We start from the raw sequence: 20,015 nt of genomic DNA, 5'->3' as shown, positions 1-20,015 counted from the left end.
CACCACGAGATACTGTATAAACATACAGTAGCACGTATTCATAAAAAGAGTGAAGCGAAAAATCAGAACCCTTCACGGTATGTACATGATATGGATGGATATTAGCGGGCTCTCTGAGCGAAGAGATCCGTTAAATAACCAATACGTTCAAGTATTTTCCGCGCCTTTTGCTGGTAAGAGCACGGTGCCGGAAATAGCGATCCGTCAGCTGCGCCTCTGCACCATTTGTCGTTAAAGCGGCTAACACCACCCGCCATAAGATGCAGGGCCTCCCCACGACTGATGGCTATTCCGGTGGCAAGCCGAACCTCATCAATCACCCTCTCCGGGACCCCGTTCTGCGGATCGCTCGCGAAGACAATGGGCGACGATGCACCAGGGCGTATGAATTTGATGCGTTCGGTTAACGCGCGTCTCGCACGTCGGCTGAGGGGTTGAGAAAGATCGGTCTGCGTACAGTTATTGACAGAACTCCGAGAGGAACCAGGCACGTCCTTAAGATCCGCGGCCCGCTTCGGCACAATTTTCCACTGTGTGAGTCGGGTTAAAATTGGGCTGCCCGCGCCAACCGCGGAATCGTACACACCGCGGATGCGAACCGTTTCCTCCCCGTACTGGTTAAACCCGGCCCCCGGCTCATACAGCGTGCGCACCTGTAAATCATCGCGACGCACAAACGGCCCGCCCTGCGCAGTGACGTAACCCGCCCAGTCTCCGGCGTCGGCAGCCTCATGGACGGCGGTAAACTCAACGCTCAGACCGCGTGCGGCCTCGGGATCCGCCAGACGTCGCAGCTCGCGGTAGACCGTTACCGGCGCGCCGCCGATGAACTGAAACTGGCGAATATGCCAACGCCCTGCCCAGGCCGACACGGCAGACGCCGTCTCTTTCAGCAGCTCGCCGCTTTCGTTATCGGTCTCGCCATCGAGCGCATAGCCGTCGATATTCTTTGAGATGTATTTGGCAATATAGCCGGTAGCACTGCCTTTCTGCGGATCGATCGCGTCCGCATGAAAGCGAGCCTGTCTGGCGCTTTCGCTCTGCAACTCATCGGCATCCTCCTGCCGCGCGTAATCCCCGATAATCCGGCGAACGTATTCAACATCTTTAGGCAGCATAAACATCAGCATGTGCCAGTGGGGAGTACCGTCGTGATGGGGTTCCGCAACGCGGATACCGAAAATACGGCTCCCCTCACGGTGCAGCTTTGCGCGGATACGTGCCCAGAGACGGGTCAGGTAGCCTTGCGTATCCGCCGGATTGGCTCCGTTCCACTTCGCATTGGGATAGCCCGATTTCAGCGTCGCGTGATACTGCGCGGGGGCGGTTAAGGTATAGAACTCACCAACATAGCCCTGCGTCTCGCAGATATTTTCAAACCCGCGAATGCGGGTCATCAGTTCACAGCGACGAATCGCCGGGTTGGCCACCGAGCTATCGTATTTTTCAATCAGGCTGATGCGGTTGCCCTCTTCATCTTCCAGCTCCATGCCCTTGAGAAATTCGCGGGTGCGGCGCTTCTGCTCGCGCCACTCGGTCACGCAGCGTTTGCTCGCATACGCCGCTCTCCGTTTGCTGACGTTGCCGAGGGCAATCTGCAAATGCTCGCGCCAGGCAGCCGCGACCCGACGCAGGCGCCCGCGCCACCACGCCTCGGAGAACATGCGGATCACCGCCGCGGCAACGTCATCTTTGTCGAAAAACGTCTTCGACACCCGCTCCCATTGCGGAGGCGACACGTTGAACTGCCGGGCGATCAGCCCGGCGCGCTGATACCAGACGTACAGCGTCTGGTATTCGCCCATCTCAGCATCGTTAATATTCGCCAGCTCGCCGCGAATAAAGCTGGCGATATCTGCGGCCAGCAGGTCGATGTCCGCGCGGGACATATCCGGAAGGCGGTTATAGCGGGCAACCAGTTCGACCATCCGCGAGGCGAGGTATTGCAAAAGCTGAGTGTCGAAATGGCCGTCAAACACGGCCCTGGAGAGCTCGTCGTGCAGGCCTGCGCAGGCATAGCGTTCAGAGACCCGCCGCAGGCGGGGTAACATCCTTTTGCAGAAGCGGATCAAAAAGGAGTTGGCCTGCGGGCTGCCCCGATGCTGTTCGAGGGCGTCAACCGTGCGCCAGATTTCGAAGCGTACGCAGTCGGGCTGCTGTGAGAGGGCAATTCTTGCCTGCTGCAGCGCCGCGAAAAGGCGATCGCGGCGATGCTGTTGGGCGTGGGTGAGATAAGGGCTGGCAATGGCCGACCGTGGGGCATTCCACGGATAAGCAAATGACGTAGCCAACTTATCCTCCCCGGACGTGTTTATTTTTCATCTCCGCGATCTCCTGGCAGGTCACGCACAGGGCTACCCCAGGCACCGCTATTCGGCGCGCCTCAGGTATCGGGGCCTCGCAGTCCTCGCAGAGGAAACGCGAAGGCGATGCGGGGCGTCTGCGGGCGTGGGTGATGTACCGCTCTCTGTCTTCCTGCTCGCGCGCCTGCGCAAGATCGATAAAATCGGCCATTAGTGCAGCTCCTGTGATTCACGCTCGTAGCGGGCCGCCTCGTGGTACAGCAGTTCGGCAACGTCTTCTCCGCTCATGCCGGTTTTGTAGATATGGCTCGCCAGCGCTTCAAGGCGCAGGGAGACCGCGAGGGCTCGCGCGCATCGTTCTTCTGTTTTTGCTTTCGCAAGCAGACGTTTCAGTTCTTCACTTCCGGTCGGATAAGGGCGGTTTTCACTGTTTCGCATCATGCGTTCTCCTTAATTTCAGGCAATAGAGTGCCCGGCGGGTTTACGCCATTAGTTTTTTGGTTGGGTTACATCGGCATGGTCAGCCGTTCAGGAAATAAACTCACAACAGCACGAAAATGGTTCATGGCGGTAATCAGCGCCCTTTTCTCTTCGGTCGTCAGCTCGCTGATATCGCACTCATGACGGGCAACGGGCAATCTCGCCAGGAAAAAGATGGCGGCCAGCGCCCTGCAGTTCTCATCAAAACAGGGATCGCGCTTATCGCGCAGCTCGGCCATAAACCGCGCCAGCTCTTTCCCGCTATCGCTCCCGTATCGGGCGCGCAGTTCAGCAACGTGGTTAAGCCCGCTAAGACGAGCCCCCACGCTAAGTGGAACCCTTGCACGGGCAGCTTCTATCGCCATATCTCCCCTCGCGTAAATTCACGCACGCTAATGCGCTGATAACGGGCACAGCACGGCTTTTTCCGCCGTTTGAGGATTGCGATTTCAGAAGCCATGCTGCATGATTCCCATTTTGATACTGTCTGCAATCATTAGCCTCTGTTTGCCAACGTCTGCCGCTGATTGCCCGAATTTTCAATGATATTAATACCCAAATGAGTATTAGTAAACACCCAAAGGAATATATTTTGATCTTAGATTCTCAAGTGAATAATGAAGAGTTACTCGATAGAATCTGTCAGGTATATGGTTTCACGCAGAAAATCCAGCTGGCCCGGCACTTTAATATCGCCGCCAGCTCGCTTCAGAACCGCTACGCGCGCGGTACCATCTCTTACGACTTTGCGGTTCAATGCGCGCTGGACACCGGTGCCAGCCTTCGCTGGCTAATGACCGGACAAGGTGCACAGTTTGAAGGAAACCCCACACCGGGCGATCCCGTTTCGGTTTCCTCGTTCATCCTTAGTGACGGAAGACTGGAAGAAAATACTATTTTGAGTATCGACTCTGCTGTTTTTAGCAAACCGCTTGTGCGCGGCATCGCCGTCCGGGCGGACGGAAAGCTGCACTTTATCGAAAAAGAGGCGTCGTTAACCGACGGTCTGTGGCTGGTTGAGATTGAAGGTAGCGCCAGCATCCGCGACTTAACGCTGCTGCCGGGTAAAAAGCTCCACGTGGCGGGTGGTAAGGTTCCGTTTGAATGCAGTATCAACGAGATCAAAACGGTGGGTCGCGTGGTGGGGATTTACAGCGAGGTTAGCTGAGGCTGCAAGATTCAGGCTGACGACGCTCGCCAGCCTTTTGACTGATTTTAAACGTTATTTTTCGATGTAGTTGTATGAAGTCAAAATTCCTTTGTCAGAAAAATCAACGGACAGCTGCTGCTTGCGGTCCAGATTAAGTGGAATGATGAGATAGATACGACGGTCGAGGATCTGCGACGTATATTCCCAGTGGCGCGTATTATTGTAGTCAGCCGTATTGGCAGGCACGCCAAAAGCAATCAGTACATCTTTGCGGGTCGTGACCTCTGGGATCAGCTTCTGCTTTATCTCTTTTTCAGAATACTGCGCCAGGCTTGTTGCCTTAGTTCCATCGTAGTTTGATGCACAAGAGGTGCTCAGGAGACAGACTAACGCCACGCCTAAGACATTCATGGTTCTCACTGTACAAAATCCTTTTCAATATAAATACCATTGACGGTATCCAGCGCAACCTCTTTCATATAAAGCACGCAATATCCCGTTTTATCGCTATAGCTAATATGACCTTCGTAAATCTTTTTCTTTTCAGGCGTGAAGGTGAGCGATACATTACATCCTTGGTATAAAGCGTGCTGAACAGTCGTTTTTTCGTCAGGCACAATCAGCGTTTCAAAATAGTCTTTATCATATTTCTTGCCCGTCACTTTAGGGAGACCAATATCTTTTGTCGACCCAAGGAAAGGGTTCAGATAGCGATTGTGCTTAAGTACCCACCCACCAGTTTCTTTACCTGTTTTATCATACTGATAGATGCCATAACTCATCGGCGGGCCAATGAGGCGAATCTTAGCCACATCCTCGCTATTCGGAGGAGGCGTGTACATTTTCGGCTCAGGAAAGAAAGTGCTACAGCCAGAAAGACTCACTATTGCTGGAATAATTATATATTTTAAAAATCGCATACCGTTACCTTTATATATACCATTGCTTATTTCCCGGGAGACAATGCCGGGGCATTAACATCCCGGAATGTTATTAACAAATCACTCATAGATATAAAGGTCAACTAAAAAAAATAAATTTAGGTTTAGTGTAATAAAAATGAGCGTGACGTTGGATTTTGAGGAATTCACGAATACGATTTGTACAATGAAATACCCATTGCTATATGATGCTCCTCAGGCACGGAAAGCGCTGCAAACCCCATGGCGAAGCGTGGAAGCATTGGCAGAGCGGGAACGGGGAACGCAAACCATCCCGTCTCTTTACTCACAAACCCTAAAAACTAAAGAAATCCCCCATCGCGCCGATCATCATCCGTGTGTATTATTTCCTGTAGCTTTTACAACAACTAACCTTAACTCAAATACTTAAGCGCCAAAGCGAAAGGCATCATGAGCACACCGATCAAACGGCTAGAAATCATTAAAAATGCCATTGAACTGGAAGATGACGACATCATCCAGAGCCAGCTGACACGCCTGAAAAATGAAGCGTTTGACGATGAGCTACAGGCAATCGTCGTGGCGCTTGAGCAGAAGAACTACACCGCGGCCATGGCGGCCATTACCGCCTGGCTACAGAGCCAACGCGCTATCACCCAGTGGCGCGATCCACAGGTGGCGGCCAGCAAGATGGAGCTGAAGGCGCTGGAAGAGCGTCTGCGCGATCTGATAGATCGCCGCAATGCGCGGGTGCAGCAGCTGGATGAGTTCAACGATCTCTACTTCTCCCGCCTCGGCCCGCTGATGCAGCAGATCCTCGCCCTGCGCAAAACGCTGGCGGAGCTGAACCTGCGTCGTCAGCAGGCGGAAGCCCGTCGTCGTGAGGAAGATTACCGTCGCTGCCAGCAATATATGGCGCAGGCAGTGGAGGTGCTGGCAACCCTTACCCAGCGCTGGCGCGATCTGCCTGCCGATTCCGTGCAAGCCGCTGAAGCGCGCAAACATTTGCAGCAGCAAAGTAACCTGATTGCCAACCTGCTGGCCGAAGCGCTGGAGCTTGAAAGCGGCTTAACGCGCGAAGAAGAGCCCGCGCGTCAGGCGCGCGACGAAGCCAACGAAGAGTACGAGAAATATCGCGAGCAGCACCACGATGCCGAAGTGCGTCTGCGTAAAGGCAAGGATCTCTCGGAAGAGGATCAGAACGAACTGAAGCGCCTATGGCGCCAGGCGAGCAAGCTTTGCCACCCGGATCTGGTGGCCGACGACCTGAAAGAAGAAGCCAACGCGATGATGGTGCAGCTCAACCAGGCCAAACAGCGTGGCGACGTCAAAGCCATACGCTCTCTGGTGGCGCGCCTGCAGCAAGGCTTCGAGCCGCTGATGGCCAGCGACAGGCTGAACGATCTGGAACGTATCCGCAAAAAAATGGCGCAGGTCCGCGAGCAAATCGACATTTTAGTGAACGAGCTGGCGGAGCTGGAGAAAGAGGAATCCTGGCTTCTGGTGTCGTCGCTGAGCAATATGGAAGCCTACTTCGCTCAGCAGGAGAAAGCGTTGCACGAAGTTCGCGCCTCGCTCGAACATCAGGTGAGCGAAGCGCAACTGGATTCCGCAGCCTGATTATTTGGCGTGCCAGTAAGCGCTGGCACGCACCAGCTGCGGATCAATCGTTTCGGTTTCAAACTGGCGGCTCAGGCTTTTGACCACCTTCCCTTCACCGGTCAGCCAGATAAAGTAATCTTCCGCCGGAACGGTTAGCGTCGCCAGATGGTCCGCCACCGCCTGCTCGCTATGGCCAACAATCCAGGTGATGTCGAACGTGCTCAGGTGTGCCAGATAATCCTTATAAGATTCATCCCCAACCGTCACCACTGCATGAACGTCCGGGCGAACAGGCAGTTTTGCGATGCCTTCTAAACGGCGGCGCAGTGCGGGCATGCCGGACTCATCGCAGACATACAGCTGCCAGGCATAATCTTCCGGTACCACCAGCGAACCGCGTGGACCGCCGATCGTCAGCTTATCACCCGCCTTCGCCTCGACCGCCCAGTGGCTGGCAATACCGCCATCATGAACGAAGAAATCGAGCACCAGCTCATGATTTACCGCGTCATACAGCGGCGTATAGTCGCGCGCCTGAGGACGTACGCCGTCACCCCAGTCGATGCCGTCATCGGTGACTACCGGAGGCACAAACGTCGTCCCTGGAGCCGGGAAAAAGACTTTGGTGTGGTCATCAAAGCCACGGGAGCTAAAGCCCTCCAGCGCCTCGCCGCCTAAAACAATGCGCTGGAAACCCGCGCTAACGCGCTCAGCACGGAGCACCGTCAGCTCGCGAAAACGCAGGTCATTACGAACACGCTGTGGGTAACGGGTAGATGTCATTTTTAGACCCTTCTCAGGTGAATACGATATATCTAAATCAATTTTAAATGATAATGATTGCTAATCAGCAAGAATGCAAGATCTTTTAGATTGCATCTGAATATATCTTAGATATAGTTTAGATATATCAAAATGAAGGGCACAGTATGCGACACGAACACGATGGCGGCGGACGTCGACCGCGCTTTTTTGGCCACGGCGATCTGCGTCTGGTGATTCTGGATATCCTGACGCGTAATGCGAGCCACGGCTACGAGCTGATCAAAGAGATCGAAAACATGACTCAGGGGAATTACACCCCAAGCCCGGGCGTAATCTACCCGACTCTGGATTATCTACAGGATCAGGCCTTTATCCTCATTAAGGAAGAAGAAAACGGCCGTAAGAGCATTACGATTACCGTGGCGGGTCAGCAGTGGCTGGATGAAAATCAGGAACAGCTGACGCACATACAGGCACGTATCAAAGCGCGTTCCGTCGGTTTCCAGTTGCGAAAAAACCCGCAGATGAAGCGGGCGCTAGATAACTTCAAAGCGGTATTAGATCTGAAGGTCAATCAGGGAGAGCTCAGCGATGCGCAGCTTAAGCAGATCATCGGCGTAATCGACCGCGCAGCGCTGGAGATCTCCCAGCTGGATTAAGCCGGTGCGCGCTCGCTCACGCGGAAGATGCGTACCAGCTCTTTCAGGTGCATCGCCTGTTCGTTAAGGGATGCCGCCGCCGCGACAGACTCCTCCACCAGCGCAGAGTTTTGCTGGGTGGTGGCATCAATCAGGCCAATCGCACTATTAATCTGCGAGATCCCCTCCGTCTGCTCATGGCTGGCCTGGCGGATCTCACGCAGAATAACGTCCATCTCTTCCACGTTGCCGACCATCCCGTTGATCAGCCCACTCGCTTTTTCGACCAGGTTCATCCCGTCCTGGGTCTGGCTGGTGGAGCTCTCAATCAGCTCGCGAATTTCACTGGCAGACGATGCGCTTTTCTGAGCAAGCTGACGCACCTCGCCCGCCACAACCGCAAAGCCACGGCCATGCTCACCCGCACGTGCCGCTTCCACTGCCGCGTTCAACGCCAGGATGTTGGTCTGGAAAGCAATGGCGTCGATCAGGTCGATAATGTCGGACATCCGGTTCGAGGTCTCGTTAATCAGGCGCATTTTGCTGGTCACCTGCTTCATCATCTCACCGTTGTTTTTAACCACCGTGGCGGCATCTGCTGAGAGGGTGGTCGCCTCACCGGTATGCGACGCGGTGTTTTTCACCGTAGCGGTGATCTGCTCCATGGAAGCGGCGGTCTGTTCAACAGAGCTTGCCTGCTCTTCCGTGCGCGCGGCCAGATCCTGGTTACCGGCCACAATCTGCGCGGCAGCGCTGGAGATATTCTCTGAGCCGGTTTGCACCTGCTGCACAATGTCCATCAGGCGTGTTTTCATCTCCATCAGCGCATGCAGCAGTTGACCCGTTTCGTCTTTGCCGTGCGGCGTGATGCTGCCGGTCAGGTCACCCTCGGCGATGGCTTCAGCAAAATTCACGGCCTGGCCCAGAGGACGGGTAATCGAGCGTACGATAAACCAGCCAATCAGGCTGCCTGCCGCCACGCTGAAAAGGGTAATCAGGATCAGCAGCAGGCGGTTGGTTCTGAAATCCCCCTCAACCTGCGCACCTGCGTACTGCATTTCGTTGTTCTGAATGGCAATCAGCGCCTGCACCTTCGCTTTGTACTCCTGCTGCAGGTTAAGGGTCGTGGTCATCATCTCCCTGATAGCACCCGCGCGATCGTTATTCTGCACTGCCTGTAAAATACGGTAACGCGAGTCCAGATACTGCTGACGCACACCGCGGATATCCGCCAGTGCCTGCTGTGATTTTGCATCATGCAGCGCGTTGTTCAGTTCCCCCAGGATCACGGTGATTTTCCCACTGATCTCCTTCAGATGCTGTTGCGATTGCGCCGTATAGGTCCCCTGTTCATCCAGCAACATGAGCTGCTGAGTGCCAATAAATTCCTGGAAGTTGTCGATTAACTGGTTCGCTTTTACCGTCGTAGGATAGTCACTGGTAATGATAGATTGCATCCCGTTATTGGCCCGGTTCAGACTCAGCAAGGACAAACTCGCACTCACCACCATCAGGACAATTAATAGCCCAAATGCCAGAAATAATTTCGTGCCGATCTTTACGTCATTTAAGAACATATTTTCTCCATCGATGTGATTATTTCTCAGACGATCGCTGTTATCGGTAACGAATTCTCTAACTTTATGACTTTGATCGTTTTTTTATTTCATAACCATCACAATGGATAGGTGGAGACTATTAATATTGCCCTATCGATCGTTACTCAACCATCGAATGCGGCTTTTTCAAAATAGCATCGTGGAAAATTGGCTTAGGCAGGAATAAATAACTGAGGTAATTTTTTTAGTTATTTAATATTAAATTAACAATAAAACACATCAATAATTACAACCTCAAATAATAAAGCCGTTTACCCCGTAGGGAATAAACGGCTTTTCTGGAACATGACCCACTCAATGGAGAACCGTCACCGCATCCTTAAGACGTCCGGCGCGGTGTTTCACCATGGCGGAAATGTGTGCGCTCTCCTCGACCAGGTCGGCGTTTTTCTGCGTGATGCTGTCCAGCTCTGCCACGGCACGGGTTAACTCAGACAATCCAGTTGCCTGCTCGGAGGTCGCGTGGCTAATCTGGGCAATAAGCTGGGTCACGTTTTTCACCTGCTCAACGATGTCATCCATTGTACGGCCTGCGGCGTGAACCTGTTCAGAGCCGGACTGCACCTTGCTGGCGCTGGCATCAATAAGCTTACGAATATCATTAGCCGCACTGGCGCTGCGGCTGGCGAGATGGCGAACTTCGCCCGCGACCACGGCAAAACCTTTGCCCTGTTCACCCGCCCTTGCTGCTTCAACCGCCGCGTTGAGCGCCAGAATATTGGTCTGGAAAGCGATGTCATTAATCAAGGAGGTAATCGAACCAATGCGCTGCGTGCTGTCGGCGATATCATCCATGGTTTTCACCACGGTCTGCATCGCATTCCCCCCCTTCGTTGCCGCACTGCTTGCGGCCACGGAAAGTTTGTCCACTTCTGCGGCGGTTTCAGAGTTACTCTGAACAGAAGCCGCCATCTGGTTCATTGTCGCGACGGTCTGCTGTACATTCGCTACGGTCTGGCGCGTGCGATCGTTCAAATCTTCATTACCCTGCGCAAGCTTGTCGCTACCATCGCGCACGCTCACCACCTGGCTTGATACGTCATTGATTAACCAGCGGCACATCAGCCCCAGTTGTCCTACCGCACGCAAGGTGAGCCCCAGTTCGTCGCTGCGGTTCAGGTGCTGTACGCTGTTGCGCTCACCGGTCGCCACTTTCAACGCCTGGCGCGCCACGTTCTCTACCGGACGGACAATCTGCTGCTCAAACATCAGCGTTCCCAGCAGCATCACCACCGCAGCCGCCGCGATCGGTATCCAGCCTGCGGAAGTCGTGACCAGCGTGGCCGCGAGCACAGCAAAAAGCGCCGCCATCACGCTGCGAACGCGCCAGCGCAGCGGCATTGCCGGGAGTTTCCCCAACCAGCCTTTACGTACCACCAGCCCTTTATGAATACGTTTCTTACAGCTTCCGTCATTCAGCGCCCGGTAGAGAGGCTCCACGGTGGCAATCTCTTGTTCCGTGGCTCTGGTGCGGATGGACATATAGCCCGTCACCTGCCCGTGACGCACCATCGGCACTGCGTTAGCACGAACCCAGTAGTGGTCGCCGTTTTTACGTCGGTTTTTGACAATCCCGCTCCACGGCTCGCCCTGTTGCAGGGTGTACCACATATCGGCAAATGCCGCCTTTGGCATATCCGGGTGGCGCACCATATTGTGCGGCTGGCCCGTCAGCGCGTCGAGCTCATAACCGCTCACCTGCACAAACGTGTCGTTAGCGTGTGTAATGTAGCTATGGATGTCTGTGGTAGACATTAAGGTGGTGTCATCATCCAGAGGATATTCATTCTGGCTGACATAGATTGGAGAAGACATCGTGAGCATCCCTTGCAGGTTATTTGAATGTTAATTTTGTGGATTTATGTTTTTTCGGCGGTAAACAATTTATCTTTAGTTGTTAAACTTGATAGAGATCGCAGATTTCACTTAAACCGCACTTTTTGTGAGATTTTATAATTCATTGATTTCAAATACTTTCGCAAAGAAATTACCTGCAAAGCATGATGTGTTAACGCCCACTTAAGTAGCAGCAAATGCCCCACTTTGGTGCGATTGCCTTTTCCCGCGTCTTTTTAAGCTCGCTGCCCTGGATAGCGAAATCCCGTTTCGGTTGTATCGGCATGATTAAATATTGTGCAACATAATTTTAACCTGGCGTTTATCCCGATTTTCGTTAAGTCAGCTGAAGTGGCGTAATCCCTGCAATACTTAACGCAGTATCATGTGATACGCGATCCCCGGGAGCACATTTTGAACAGGTTACCTTCCAGCGCCTCGGCTCTTGCCTGTACCGCGCACGCATTGAATCTCATTGAGAAGCGAACGCTTGATCATGAGGAGATGAAACAACTTAACCGAGAGGTCATCGATTACTTTAAAGAGCACGTCAATCCAGGTTTTCTGGAGTATCGCAAATCTGTTACCGCCGGCGGGGATTACGGAGCCGTAGAGTGGCAAGCGGGGAGTCTGAACACGCTTGTCGACACCCAGGGACAGGAGTTTATCGATTGCCTTGGTGGTTTTGGTATCTTCAACGTGGGGCACCGTAATCCAGTTGTGGTTTCCGCCGTACAGAATCAACTTGCGAAACAACCTCTCCATAGCCAGGAACTGCTCGACCCGCTTCGCGCCATGCTCGCGAAAACGCTGGCGGCCTTAACGCCCGGCAAACTGAAGTACAGCTTCTTTAGCAACAGCGGCACGGAATCGGTCGAAGCGGCGATTAAACTCGCCAAAGCGTACCAGTCGCCGCGCGGGAAATTCACCTTTATCGCCACCAGCGGCGCGTTCCACGGTAAATCTTTGGGTGCACTGTCTGCTACCGCTAAATCCACCTTCCGTAAACCGTTTATGCCGCTGCTGCCGGGCTTCCGCCACGTGCCGTTTGGTGACATTAACGCTATGCGCACCGTGCTGAGCGAATGCCGTAAAACCGGTGATGACGTGGCGGCGGTGATCCTGGAGCCGATTCAGGGAGAAGGCGGTGTGATCCTCCCTCCGCAGGGTTATCTGCCTGCCGTGCGTCAGCTGTGCGATGAGTTTGGCGCACTACTGATCCTCGATGAAGTCCAGACCGGGATGGGCCGTACCGGCAAGATGTTTGCCTGCGAACACGAGAACGTTCAGCCGGACATTCTGTGTCTTGCGAAAGCGCTCGGCGGCGGCGTGATGCCGATTGGCGCGACGGTTGCTACCGAGGAAGTATTCTCTGTGCTGTTCGATAACCCCTTCCTGCACACCACAACCTTTGGCGGTAATCCGCTGGCCTGTGCAGCGGCGCTGGCGACCATCAACGTGCTGCTGGATCAAAACCTGCCTGCTCAGGCGGAGCAGAAAGGTGACATGCTGCTGGACGGCTTCCGCCAGTTAGGACGGGAATACCCGGATCTGGTTCAGGACGCACGCGGCAAAGGGATGCTGATGGCAATTGAGTTTGTTGATAACGAAATCGGTTATAGCTTCGCAAGCGAGATGTTCCGCCAGCGGGTACTGGTGGCCGGGACGCTCAACAACTCGAAAACCATCCGTGTTGAACCACCGTTGACGCTGACCATTGAGCAGTGTGAGCAGGTGCTGAAAGCGGCGCGTAAAGCGCTGGCAGCGCTGCGGGTGAGCGTGGAAGAAGCGTGATCTGAATTCCCCCTCCCCGTTGGAGGGGGAAAGTTTTTACTCCGGTAACAAACCCACAAAACTGCGTTTTTTGCGCGGCTCTGACATCAACTCCTCGAGCTTATCCACGCACGCCAGATAATGCGGCGTTTGCTTGTGCGCCAGCACCGCCTCTTCGTCTTTATAGGCTTCGTAGATAAAGAACCGGGTTTTCACCCTTGGATCTTGCAACACGTCAAAACGCAGGTTTCCCGGCTCCAGGATCGCCCCTTCGTGGTTGGCGCGAAATACTTCCAGAAACTCGTCCACCCGTTCAGGCTTGATGTTGATCTCCACTAACGTCACGTTCATTTTGTTTCTCCCTGTTTCTCTTCCTGCCAGAATTGGAACGCATCCCGCGCGCTCATATTCTCGTGAACCACTTTCTTCACCGCTTTCAGCATCGCCAGCGGCGCGCTGGACTGGAAGATATTGCGTCCCATATCCACACCGGATGCGCCCTGGTCGATAGCCCGCCAGCACATCTCCAGCGCCTCATGCTCCGGCAGTTTTTTGCCCCCGGCGATGACGATCGGCACCGGGCAGCTGGCGGTCACTTTTTCAAAGCCTTCGTCCACATAATAGGTTTTGACGAACTGCGCCCCCATTTCGGCGGCAATGCGGCTGGCCAGCGAGAAATAGCGTGCGTCGCGCGCCATCTCCTTGCCCACGCCCGTCACTGCCAGCGTCGGCATGCCGTAGCGCGCCCCCGCATCGACAAGCTTGATGATGTTGTTGATCGACTGATGCTCGAACTCGCTGCCGATGTACACCTGTGCCGCCACCGCGCAGACGTTCAGGCGCAGCGCGTCTTCCATCGCTACCGCCACGCACTCGTTGGAGAGCTCACCCAGAATCGAGTTACCGCCGGAGGCGCGCAGCACCACCGGTTTGTTCGTCGCGGCAGGTACGGTGCTCCGCAAGATACCGCGGGTGCACATCAGCACGTCGGTTTCACCAAACAGCGGGGCAATCGAAAGATCGATACGCTCAAGACCGGTAGTCGGCCCCTGGAAATAGCCGTGATCAAAGGCCAGCATCACCGTGCGGTTGCTTTTCGGGTTGAAAATGCGTGCCAGCCTGGACTGCATGCCCCAGTCCAGCGAGCCGCAGCCTTTCAGGGTGAACGGCACGTTCTGCTGCGGCGTGCCAATGCCAAAATCTTTACCGTCTTTGATGTCGTCTAAATCAGCCATTTGCTCCCCCGTCAGAAATCATATTTATTGATGTTCTCTTTGGTGAACACCACACGCTCCGGCAACAGCACAATGCCGTTGCCCTTCGCTTCATACTGGTAGCCCTGCACGCTGTTCGGCTCGACCTTCAGCGCCCCGATATTTTTTACGTCCACGCTGTCGCCAACGTTAAGATCGCCTTTTTTCAGCAAACGATCGGCGACATTGACCGCAATTTTGCCTTGCTGCACGACATCCCACAGACCGAAGGCTTTCACCGTGCCGCGCTCAACGTACGGACGCATCACGTTCGGCGTACTAAAACCAACGATCGCCACCCCCTCCCGCTTGAGGTTTTCCGCCGCCTGCGCTGCCGCAGGCAACGCGTTGGCATCCGGGGCGATGATCGCATCCAGATCCGGATACGCTTTTAAGATCCCCTCTGCGGTTTGCAGGGATTTGGTGGCATCGTTATAGCCAAACTGTGTGGTGACGATCTGCCACTGAGGATGATCTTTCTCGATTTTGGCTTTCGCCTCTTTCACCCACTGGTTCTGGTCGGTGACGGTAGGGCTGGAGTAGAAGAACGCCACTTTGGCATTCGGTTTCGTCACTTGCTTCGATGCCATCTCCACCAGCAGGCCACCAAGCTGTTCCGGCGTTCCCTGGTTGATGTAAATGCTGCGGCACTCCGGTTTGGTGTCGGAGTCCCAGGTCAGGACTTTTACGCCGCGCTGCATCGCGCGCTTCAGCGCCGGACAAAGGCCATCCGGTGACACGGCAGAGACGATAATCGCGTTATATCCCTGGTTAACGAAGTTATTGATGAGCTGCACCTGGCCAGAGACGCTTGGCTCGGTCGGGCCATCGTAGGTGACATCCACACCCAGATCTTTTCCCGCCTCTTTTGCACCGTTGCCGCCGCTGGTGAAGAAACCCACGCCCACCAGTTTCGGGATAAAGGCAATGCGGTCCGCCGCCTGCGCCGATGCGATGCTAAGGGCCATCGCCAGGACTATCAGTTTTGTTTTCATCTTACGCTCCGGGTAGTTTTGTGAAGAGAGATCGCACCCATTCACGGTGCAGACTCAACGAACGTCCCATCACCACCACAACCAACAGCGCCCCTGACAGCGCGCTCGACACCTGGTTGGGGATGCCGACCATCTGTAAACCCTGTTGCAGATACCCCACCAGCAGTGCCGCCAGTGCAGTACCGATTACCGAACCTGAACCGCCGTAGATATTGGCCCCGCCAAGTACAGCGGCGGTCAGCGCAGGCATCAGTAAATCGCGCCCTAAATCCGAGCGCGCGGAACCGAAATAGGAGACCATCACCAGCGCGGCAATCGCCGAGGCAACCCCGACCAAACCATACAGCACGTACGGCATGCCGTTGACCGACAGCGCCGCATAGCGCGCTGCGCGTGGGTTTTGCCCAATCAGAAACAGATGACGGCCAAAGCGCCCGCGATGGGTAATCAGCCAGAAGAAAACGGTGATCGCCGCGAACAGCACCAGCGGGAGCGGCAAGCCGAGAAGTGTGAGGTTAGCGAATGCGGTAAAGCTGTCCGGGAAGCCACCGATGCCCTCATAGCCCGTCGCCCCCGCCATACCGGAGAGCAGCAGCGCCCCGCCGCCGTAGAGGTAGAGCGTGCCGAGAGTGATCACCAGTGGGCTAATGCCGGTGTAGTGGATAAGCGCGGCGTTGAATAAACCGCACAGCAGGCCGAGCAGTAAGGTCAGCGGAATTGCCACCGCCATCGGCCACCCCGACTGCATCATCACTCCCAGCGCGATGGCGCACAGGCCAATGGTCGATCCGAGGGAGATATCGATCCCGCCGCTGATAATCACCAGCGTCAGCGGCAGTGCCACAATGCCAATGCAGATGAAATCGCTGGTGCTGAACAGCAACATATTGATATCCAGCATACGCGGGTTGATGGCACCAAAAAGCAGGATCTCCAGCACCAGTAAAATCAGCAGCGTGCTTTCCCAGTTAAGCTTCATTTACGCCACCTCTTTTTTGCGTTTCGGAAACGGGGTGACGTGCTTTCCCCCCCGGTTACCCGGCTGGAAGCGGCTGTATTTCAGCGCCCGCTGATGACGCGCCAGAGCCTGACGCAGACGCCCGTCGAGCACCAGTACCCCCAGCAGTACCAGCCCGGCGATAAAATCATTCCACCAGGCCGGGAGCTTAAACAACACCAGCACGGTGTCGATTTGCGTCAGGAAGAAGGCACCAAGTAACGCGCCAATTAGCGTGCCCGTGCCACCTAAAAGCGAAATACCGCCGAGCACGCAGGCGGCGATAGCTTTCATCTCCAGCCCGCTTCCGGTCTGGTTCGGCACAAAACCGATCTGCGCGGCAAAGACAATCCCGGCACAGGCCGCCAGCATGCCGTTCAGCGTGAAGGCGATCATCCGCGTGCGATTCACCGCCACACCCAGCTGGCGCGCGGCTGCCAGGTTATCGCCAACGGCATAAAAATCACGTCCAAAGGCGGTGCGCGACAGCGTCCACGCCCCTGCCGCGGCTAAAAACAGCACCACAATGCCGAGCGGTGATAGACCGAAGGCGGCAGGTTCAGAGAGGGATTTCAGCTGCGGCGGCAGCCCTTCAATCCACTTTCCACCCGTCCAGAGCAGCATCGCCCCGCGATACAATCCCAGCGTACCGAGCGTGGCGACAATCGCCGGGATGCGCAGGCCCACGACCAGAAAACCGTTGAATGCCCCCGCCAGCGCCCCAACCGATAACGCAAAAAGCATGGATACCGACAAGGTGTAGCCGCTGTTAAGCGCCACGCCCACGGCAATGGCAGACAGCCCGACGGTCGAACCCACAGAGACATCAATATTGCGGGTCAGCATCACCAGCGCGGCACCGAGTGCCAGCAGGATCAGAATTTGCGAACTGGCGAAGATCATCCCCAGCGTCTGCAGGCTGAAATACGCAGGGTTGAGCGCCACCAGCACAGCAAACAGGGCGAGGATCGCCAGAAAGGCGCTCAGCTCGCGGTTTTTCAGTAAGGTCTTCATGATTGCCCTCCAAACGCCAGCGCCATCATTCTGTCGAGGCTGACGGCGTGGCGCGGCAATTCGCCGCTGAGTACGCCCTGGTGCATCACCAGCACCCGGTCAGCAAGCCCGGGAAACTCATCGAGATCGCTTGAGATCATCAACACCGCCACGTTCTGTGCCGCCACGCTTTTGAGCAGTTGATAGATATCGGCGCGTGCCGAGACATCCACGCCGCGCGTCGGCTCATCAACAATCAGCAGTAACGGATTGGCCTCCAGACAGCGCGCCAGCAGCACCTTCTGCTGGTTGCCACCGGAGAGTGTGCGCACGGTTTGCTCCGCATGGTTAAGCTTGATCCCCAGCGCCCGGTGGTAACGCTCCACCACCGCAGATTCCCGCTTGCGCTGCTGCCAGAGGGAAGGTTCGTTCAGCGCCACGGTGTTCCAGCGGACAGGCGCATCCAGAAATAAGCCGGAAACCTGCCGATCTTCCGGCAGATAGACCAGACCTTTATCGAGCCGTGAAAATACCGGATCGTCGGTGATCTCCTGATTTTCGAGCCAGACGCGGCCGCCGCGCACAGGACGCAAGCCGTAGAGGGTTTCGGCTAACTCGGTGCGTCCGGACCCCACCAGCCCGGCAAGACCGACGATCTCGCCTGCGTAAATCTCCAGATTCAGATCGATAAAACCTTCCCCGGTGAGATCTTCCACGCGCAACACCGGGAAATCCTGCGGCTGGGTGCGGCGGTTGCCCGGCAGCGCCAGCCACAGTTTTTGTGCATCGCTTAAGCCTTTTTCCCGGCTCACCGGCGTCATGGCGGCGATCAGGGCGCTATCGTCAAACTGCGCGGTTTCGCCGCTGAGTACCACCGCGCCGTCTCGCATTACCGAGACGTGACTCGAAAGCGTGCGGATTTCCGGCAATTTATGCGAGATAAAGACAATGCCAACACCGAGATCCTGCAGGGCGCGGATCTGCCGGAACAACCGCTCGGTTTCGCCGGGCGTGAGGGAAGCCGTGGGTTCGTCGAGGATCAGGATCGTCGCGTTGCGCATCAGCCCGCGGAGGATCTCCACCATCTGTTGATCCGCCACCTCCAGGGTGCTGGCAGTGGCATCCAGATTAAGCTGGCACTGCAACTGGCGAAGTTTCTCCGCCAGGCGTTTATCCAGATCGCGTTCACGCGGCAGGCGAAAAAGGATGTTTTCCCGCACCGTCAGGTTGGGAAACAGCAATGGCTCCTGCGGCACCAGATAAATGCCGAGCTTGTGTGCCTGCGCTGGGGTAAGCCGCGCAAATGGCTGTCCGGATACCGAAAGTTCACCGCTGTCCGGCGTCTCCACCCCGGCAATGATCTTCATCAGCGTCGATTTCCCCGCGCCATTACCGCCCATCAGCGCATGCACCTGACCCGCAAACAGCGTGAAATCAATGCCTTTTAAGACCGGCACGCCGGAGAATTGCTTGCAGATATCACGCGCTTCGAGAAGTAAGGTCATCATCGCCCCGCCATTGAACAAATGATTTTTAGATTTAATAATGTTCAAAAGCGTAGACGGTGAACTATATTTACAACCGTGCAGGGATCACAGTTTTATTGATTAAGATCCAGATAAACCCGAAACAAACTAAAAGATCCGTTTTGCCGCGCGGCTCACACTTTCCACCCGCGTCATCACGAACATATGATCTAAATTTTTATAAGAGTTCAATTATGAGCGATAAACGCACTGCGGAAGAAGGTCGGTTTGCCGGGCTGGCGCTGGCGGAAGAGGAGCTGGTGGCTCGCGTGGCGTGGTGTTACTACCACGATGGATTGACCCAGAACGATATTGGCGAACGGCTCGGATTGCCACGTCTGAAGATCTCGCGCCTGCTGGAAAAGGGCCGCCAGTCCGGAGTGATACGCGTGCAGATCAACTCTCGTTATGAGGGCTGTCTGGCGCTGGAAACCGAATTGCAGCAGCGTTTTGGGCTCAAGCTGGTGCGCGTGATGCCTGCCCTGAATACGCCGCCAATGAACGTCCGACTGGGCATTGGTGCCGCGCAGTCGCTGATGGGCGTGCTGGAACCCGGACAGCTTTTAGCGGTGGGATTTGGTGAAACCACCATGAGCAGCCTGCAGCACTTAAGCGGTTTTATTAGCTCGCAGCAGATCCGTCTGGTGACGCTCTCCGGTGGTGTCGGGCCGTATATGACCGGCATCGGCCAGCTCGATGCGGCCTGTAGCGTCAGTATGATCCCTGCCCCGCTTCGCGTTTCATCCGCTTCTGTTGCCGGGATCTTAAAACGCGAAACCAGCGTGCGGGACGTGATCCTCGCCGCGAAGGCGGCTGATGTCGCAGTGGTGGGGATTGGTTCCGTGAACCAGCGCCGTGACGCGACGATCTTGCGCTCTGGCTATATCAGCGAAGGCGAACAGCTGATGTATGCCCGCAAAGGCGCGGTGGGGGACATTCTCGGTTACTTCCTGAATGCCGAAGGGGAATGCGTCGAGGAGCTGGAGATCCATAAAGAATTACTGGGCGTCACGCTCGATGAACTGGCGCAGTTGCCCACCATCGTTGGCGTGGCCGGAGGTGAAGAGAAAGCCGATGCGATTTATGCCGCACTGAAAGGTCGCCGTATCAATGGCCTGGTGACGGAAGAGACGACAGCCCGCGCGGTGCTGGCTCTGGCCGGATAAGAGCAGCCCTGCGCCTG

At 55.5% G+C, this 20,015-nt stretch carries 20 protein-coding genes; 5 read left to right on the top strand and 15 right to left on the bottom strand.

The window, feature by feature from the left end; translation table 11 throughout:
* Positions 1-101 precede the first annotated feature (101 nt).
* From JGF26_RS09255 to JGF26_RS09240, 4 genes are all read right to left on the bottom strand, one after another.
* Complete coding sequence (locus JGF26_RS09255) at positions 102-2,291, bottom strand: replication endonuclease (RefSeq protein WP_134708006.1); 2,190 nt, start codon at positions 2,289-2,291, stop codon at positions 102-104.
* Between the two features lies 1 nt (position 2,292).
* Positions 2,293-2,514 carry a TraR/DksA family transcriptional regulator gene (locus JGF26_RS09250; protein ID WP_134708007.1) on the bottom strand — a complete coding sequence of 74 codons (222 nt, stop codon included), beginning with the start codon at positions 2,512-2,514 and terminating at the stop codon, positions 2,293-2,295.
* On the bottom strand, positions 2,514-2,741 hold the full coding sequence (locus JGF26_RS09245) for a DUF2732 family protein (protein WP_134708037.1): 228 nt from the start codon (positions 2,739-2,741) through the stop codon (positions 2,514-2,516). Before JGF26_RS09245 ends, JGF26_RS09250 begins: the two co-directional genes overlap by 1 nt.
* Before the next feature lie 68 nt (positions 2,742-2,809).
* A complete protein-coding gene (locus JGF26_RS09240; protein ID WP_134708008.1) occupies positions 2,810-3,148 on the bottom strand; it encodes a DUF5347 domain-containing protein in 339 nt (112 codons plus the stop codon).
* A gap of 227 nt (positions 3,149-3,375) precedes the next feature.
* Here JGF26_RS09240 and JGF26_RS09235 point away from each other — a divergent pair, with 227 nt between their 5' ends.
* Positions 3,376-3,951, top strand: a complete 576-nt coding sequence (locus JGF26_RS09235) for a phage repressor protein CI (protein WP_134708009.1) — start codon at positions 3,376-3,378, stop codon at positions 3,949-3,951.
* 54 nt (positions 3,952-4,005) lie between these two features.
* Here JGF26_RS09235 and JGF26_RS09230 read toward each other — a convergent pair whose 3' ends face one another.
* Positions 4,006-4,353 (bottom strand): hypothetical protein, encoded by a 348-nt coding sequence (locus JGF26_RS09230; RefSeq protein ID WP_054830236.1) that lies wholly within the window; start codon positions 4,351-4,353, stop codon positions 4,006-4,008.
* Positions 4,350-4,853: a hypothetical protein gene (locus JGF26_RS09225; RefSeq protein ID WP_029741396.1), complete on the bottom strand. Its 504-nt coding sequence runs from the start codon at positions 4,851-4,853 to the stop codon at positions 4,350-4,352. The genes JGF26_RS09230 and JGF26_RS09225 overlap by 4 nt, the downstream gene beginning before the upstream one ends.
* Positions 4,854-5,285: 432 nt before the next feature.
* Between JGF26_RS09225 and JGF26_RS09220 the strand changes: the two genes are divergently transcribed.
* Positions 5,286-6,455, top strand: coding sequence for a DNA repair protein (locus JGF26_RS09220; RefSeq protein ID WP_134708010.1), 1,170 nt, complete (start codon positions 5,286-5,288; stop codon positions 6,453-6,455).
* On the opposite strand, the gene JGF26_RS09215 is transcribed toward JGF26_RS09220, so the two are convergent.
* The gene (locus JGF26_RS09215) at positions 6,456-7,220 is read right to left on the bottom strand and encodes a siderophore-interacting protein (protein ID WP_134708011.1); all 765 of its coding nucleotides are present in this window, start codon (positions 7,218-7,220) and stop codon (positions 6,456-6,458) included. It lies immediately after the preceding gene.
* A 146-nt stretch (positions 7,221-7,366) separates the two neighbouring features.
* On the opposite strand from JGF26_RS09215, the gene JGF26_RS09210 reads away from it, so the two are divergent.
* Positions 7,367-7,861: a PadR family transcriptional regulator gene (locus JGF26_RS09210; protein WP_049007650.1), complete on the top strand. Its 495-nt coding sequence runs from the start codon at positions 7,367-7,369 to the stop codon at positions 7,859-7,861.
* Here the strand turns inward: JGF26_RS09210 and JGF26_RS09205 are convergent.
* Both JGF26_RS09205 and JGF26_RS09200 read right to left on the bottom strand, forming a co-directional pair.
* Positions 7,858-9,417: a methyl-accepting chemotaxis protein gene (locus JGF26_RS09205; protein ID WP_134708012.1), complete on the bottom strand. Its 1,560-nt coding sequence runs from the start codon at positions 9,415-9,417 to the stop codon at positions 7,858-7,860. The genes JGF26_RS09210 and JGF26_RS09205 overlap by 4 nt on opposite strands.
* A gap of 336 nt (positions 9,418-9,753) precedes the next feature.
* Positions 9,754-11,274 (bottom strand): PAS domain-containing methyl-accepting chemotaxis protein, encoded by a 1,521-nt coding sequence (locus JGF26_RS09200; RefSeq protein ID WP_134708013.1) that lies wholly within the window; start codon positions 11,272-11,274, stop codon positions 9,754-9,756.
* A 435-nt stretch (positions 11,275-11,709) separates the two neighbouring features.
* Here JGF26_RS09200 and ygjG point away from each other — a divergent pair, with 435 nt between their 5' ends.
* Positions 11,710-13,089 carry a putrescine aminotransferase gene (ygjG, locus tag JGF26_RS09195; protein ID WP_167587185.1) on the top strand — a complete coding sequence of 460 codons (1,380 nt, stop codon included), beginning with the start codon at positions 11,710-11,712 and terminating at the stop codon, positions 13,087-13,089.
* Positions 13,090-13,125: 36 nt separating this feature from the next.
* Here the strand turns inward: ygjG and lsrG are convergent, their stop codons facing one another.
* From lsrG to lsrA, 6 genes are read right to left on the bottom strand one after another with little or no spacing between them, the layout of a single operon-like run.
* On the bottom strand, positions 13,126-13,419 hold the full coding sequence (lsrG, locus tag JGF26_RS09190) for a (4S)-4-hydroxy-5-phosphonooxypentane-2,3-dione isomerase (RefSeq protein WP_114978786.1): 294 nt from the start codon (positions 13,417-13,419) through the stop codon (positions 13,126-13,128).
* The gene (gene lsrF, locus JGF26_RS09185; RefSeq protein ID WP_134708014.1) at positions 13,416-14,303 is read right to left on the bottom strand and encodes a 3-hydroxy-5-phosphonooxypentane-2,4-dione thiolase; all 888 of its coding nucleotides are present in this window, start codon (positions 14,301-14,303) and stop codon (positions 13,416-13,418) included. Before lsrF ends, lsrG begins: the two co-directional genes overlap by 4 nt.
* An 11-nt stretch (positions 14,304-14,314) precedes the next feature.
* Complete coding sequence (gene lsrB / locus JGF26_RS09180; protein ID WP_028017117.1) at positions 14,315-15,316, bottom strand: autoinducer 2 ABC transporter substrate-binding protein LsrB; 1,002 nt, start codon at positions 15,314-15,316, stop codon at positions 14,315-14,317.
* 1 nt (position 15,317) lies between these two features.
* Positions 15,318-16,295, bottom strand: a complete 978-nt coding sequence (gene lsrD, locus JGF26_RS09175; protein ID WP_028017116.1) for an autoinducer 2 ABC transporter permease LsrD — start codon at positions 16,293-16,295, stop codon at positions 15,318-15,320.
* A complete protein-coding gene (lsrC, locus tag JGF26_RS09170; protein ID WP_134708015.1) occupies positions 16,296-17,327 on the bottom strand; it encodes an autoinducer 2 ABC transporter permease LsrC in 1,032 nt (343 codons plus the stop codon).
* Positions 17,324-18,811, bottom strand: coding sequence for an autoinducer 2 ABC transporter ATP-binding protein LsrA (gene lsrA, locus JGF26_RS09165; RefSeq protein WP_028017114.1), 1,488 nt, complete (start codon positions 18,809-18,811; stop codon positions 17,324-17,326). Before lsrA ends, lsrC begins: the two co-directional genes overlap by 4 nt.
* Positions 18,812-19,026: 215 nt before the next feature.
* On the opposite strand from lsrA, the gene lsrR reads away from it, so the two are divergent.
* Entirely contained in the window at positions 19,027-19,998 is a 972-nt protein-coding gene (gene lsrR, locus JGF26_RS09160; RefSeq protein ID WP_028017113.1) for a transcriptional regulator LsrR, read from the top strand.
* Positions 19,999-20,015: the final 17 nt, after the last annotated feature.

Origin of the sequence: Enterobacter sp. E1 (assembly GCF_016809815.1) — a bacterium.
Taxonomy (GTDB): domain Bacteria; phylum Pseudomonadota; class Gammaproteobacteria; order Enterobacterales; family Enterobacteriaceae; genus Enterobacter; species Enterobacter adelaidei.
The sequence above is the reverse complement of the archived record's forward strand: the minus strand, read 5'-3'. Positions and strand labels throughout refer to the sequence as shown.

Excerpts from the sequence above, each read along its gene's own strand:
- JGF26_RS09225 (WP_029741396.1), bottom strand. The coding sequence starts at position 4,853 with ATGCGATTTTTAAAATATATAATTATTCCAGCAATAGTGAGTCTTTCT.
- JGF26_RS09200 (WP_134708013.1), bottom strand. The coding sequence starts at position 11,274 with ATGTCTTCTCCAATCTATGTCAGCCAGAATGAATATCCTCTGGATGAT.
- JGF26_RS09240 (WP_134708008.1), bottom strand. The coding sequence starts at position 3,148 with ATGGCGATAGAAGCTGCCCGTGCAAGGGTTCCACTTAGCGTGGGGGCT.
- JGF26_RS09210 (WP_049007650.1), top strand. The coding sequence starts at position 7,367 with ATGCGACACGAACACGATGGCGGCGGACGTCGACCGCGCTTTTTTGGC.
- JGF26_RS09250 (WP_134708007.1), bottom strand. The coding sequence starts at position 2,514 with ATGGCCGATTTTATCGATCTTGCGCAGGCGCGCGAGCAGGAAGACAGA.
- lsrF (WP_134708014.1), bottom strand. The coding sequence starts at position 14,303 with ATGGCTGATTTAGACGACATCAAAGACGGTAAAGATTTTGGCATTGGC.
- lsrA (WP_028017114.1), bottom strand. The coding sequence starts at position 18,811 with ATGACCTTACTTCTCGAAGCGCGTGATATCTGCAAGCAATTCTCCGGC.
- JGF26_RS09215 (WP_134708011.1), bottom strand. The coding sequence starts at position 7,220 with ATGACATCTACCCGTTACCCACAGCGTGTTCGTAATGACCTGCGTTTT.
- JGF26_RS09220 (WP_134708010.1), top strand. The coding sequence starts at position 5,286 with ATGAGCACACCGATCAAACGGCTAGAAATCATTAAAAATGCCATTGAA.
- lsrR (WP_028017113.1), top strand. The coding sequence starts at position 19,027 with ATGAGCGATAAACGCACTGCGGAAGAAGGTCGGTTTGCCGGGCTGGCG.
- JGF26_RS09245 (WP_134708037.1), bottom strand. The coding sequence starts at position 2,741 with ATGCGAAACAGTGAAAACCGCCCTTATCCGACCGGAAGTGAAGAACTG.
- lsrB (WP_028017117.1), bottom strand. The coding sequence starts at position 15,316 with ATGAAAACAAAACTGATAGTCCTGGCGATGGCCCTTAGCATCGCATCG.
- lsrC (WP_134708015.1), bottom strand. The coding sequence starts at position 17,327 with ATGAAGACCTTACTGAAAAACCGCGAGCTGAGCGCCTTTCTGGCGATC.
- JGF26_RS09205 (WP_134708012.1), bottom strand. The coding sequence starts at position 9,417 with ATGTTCTTAAATGACGTAAAGATCGGCACGAAATTATTTCTGGCATTT.
- lsrG (WP_114978786.1), bottom strand. The coding sequence starts at position 13,419 with ATGAACGTGACGTTAGTGGAGATCAACATCAAGCCTGAACGGGTGGAC.
- lsrD (WP_028017116.1), bottom strand. The coding sequence starts at position 16,295 with ATGAAGCTTAACTGGGAAAGCACGCTGCTGATTTTACTGGTGCTGGAG.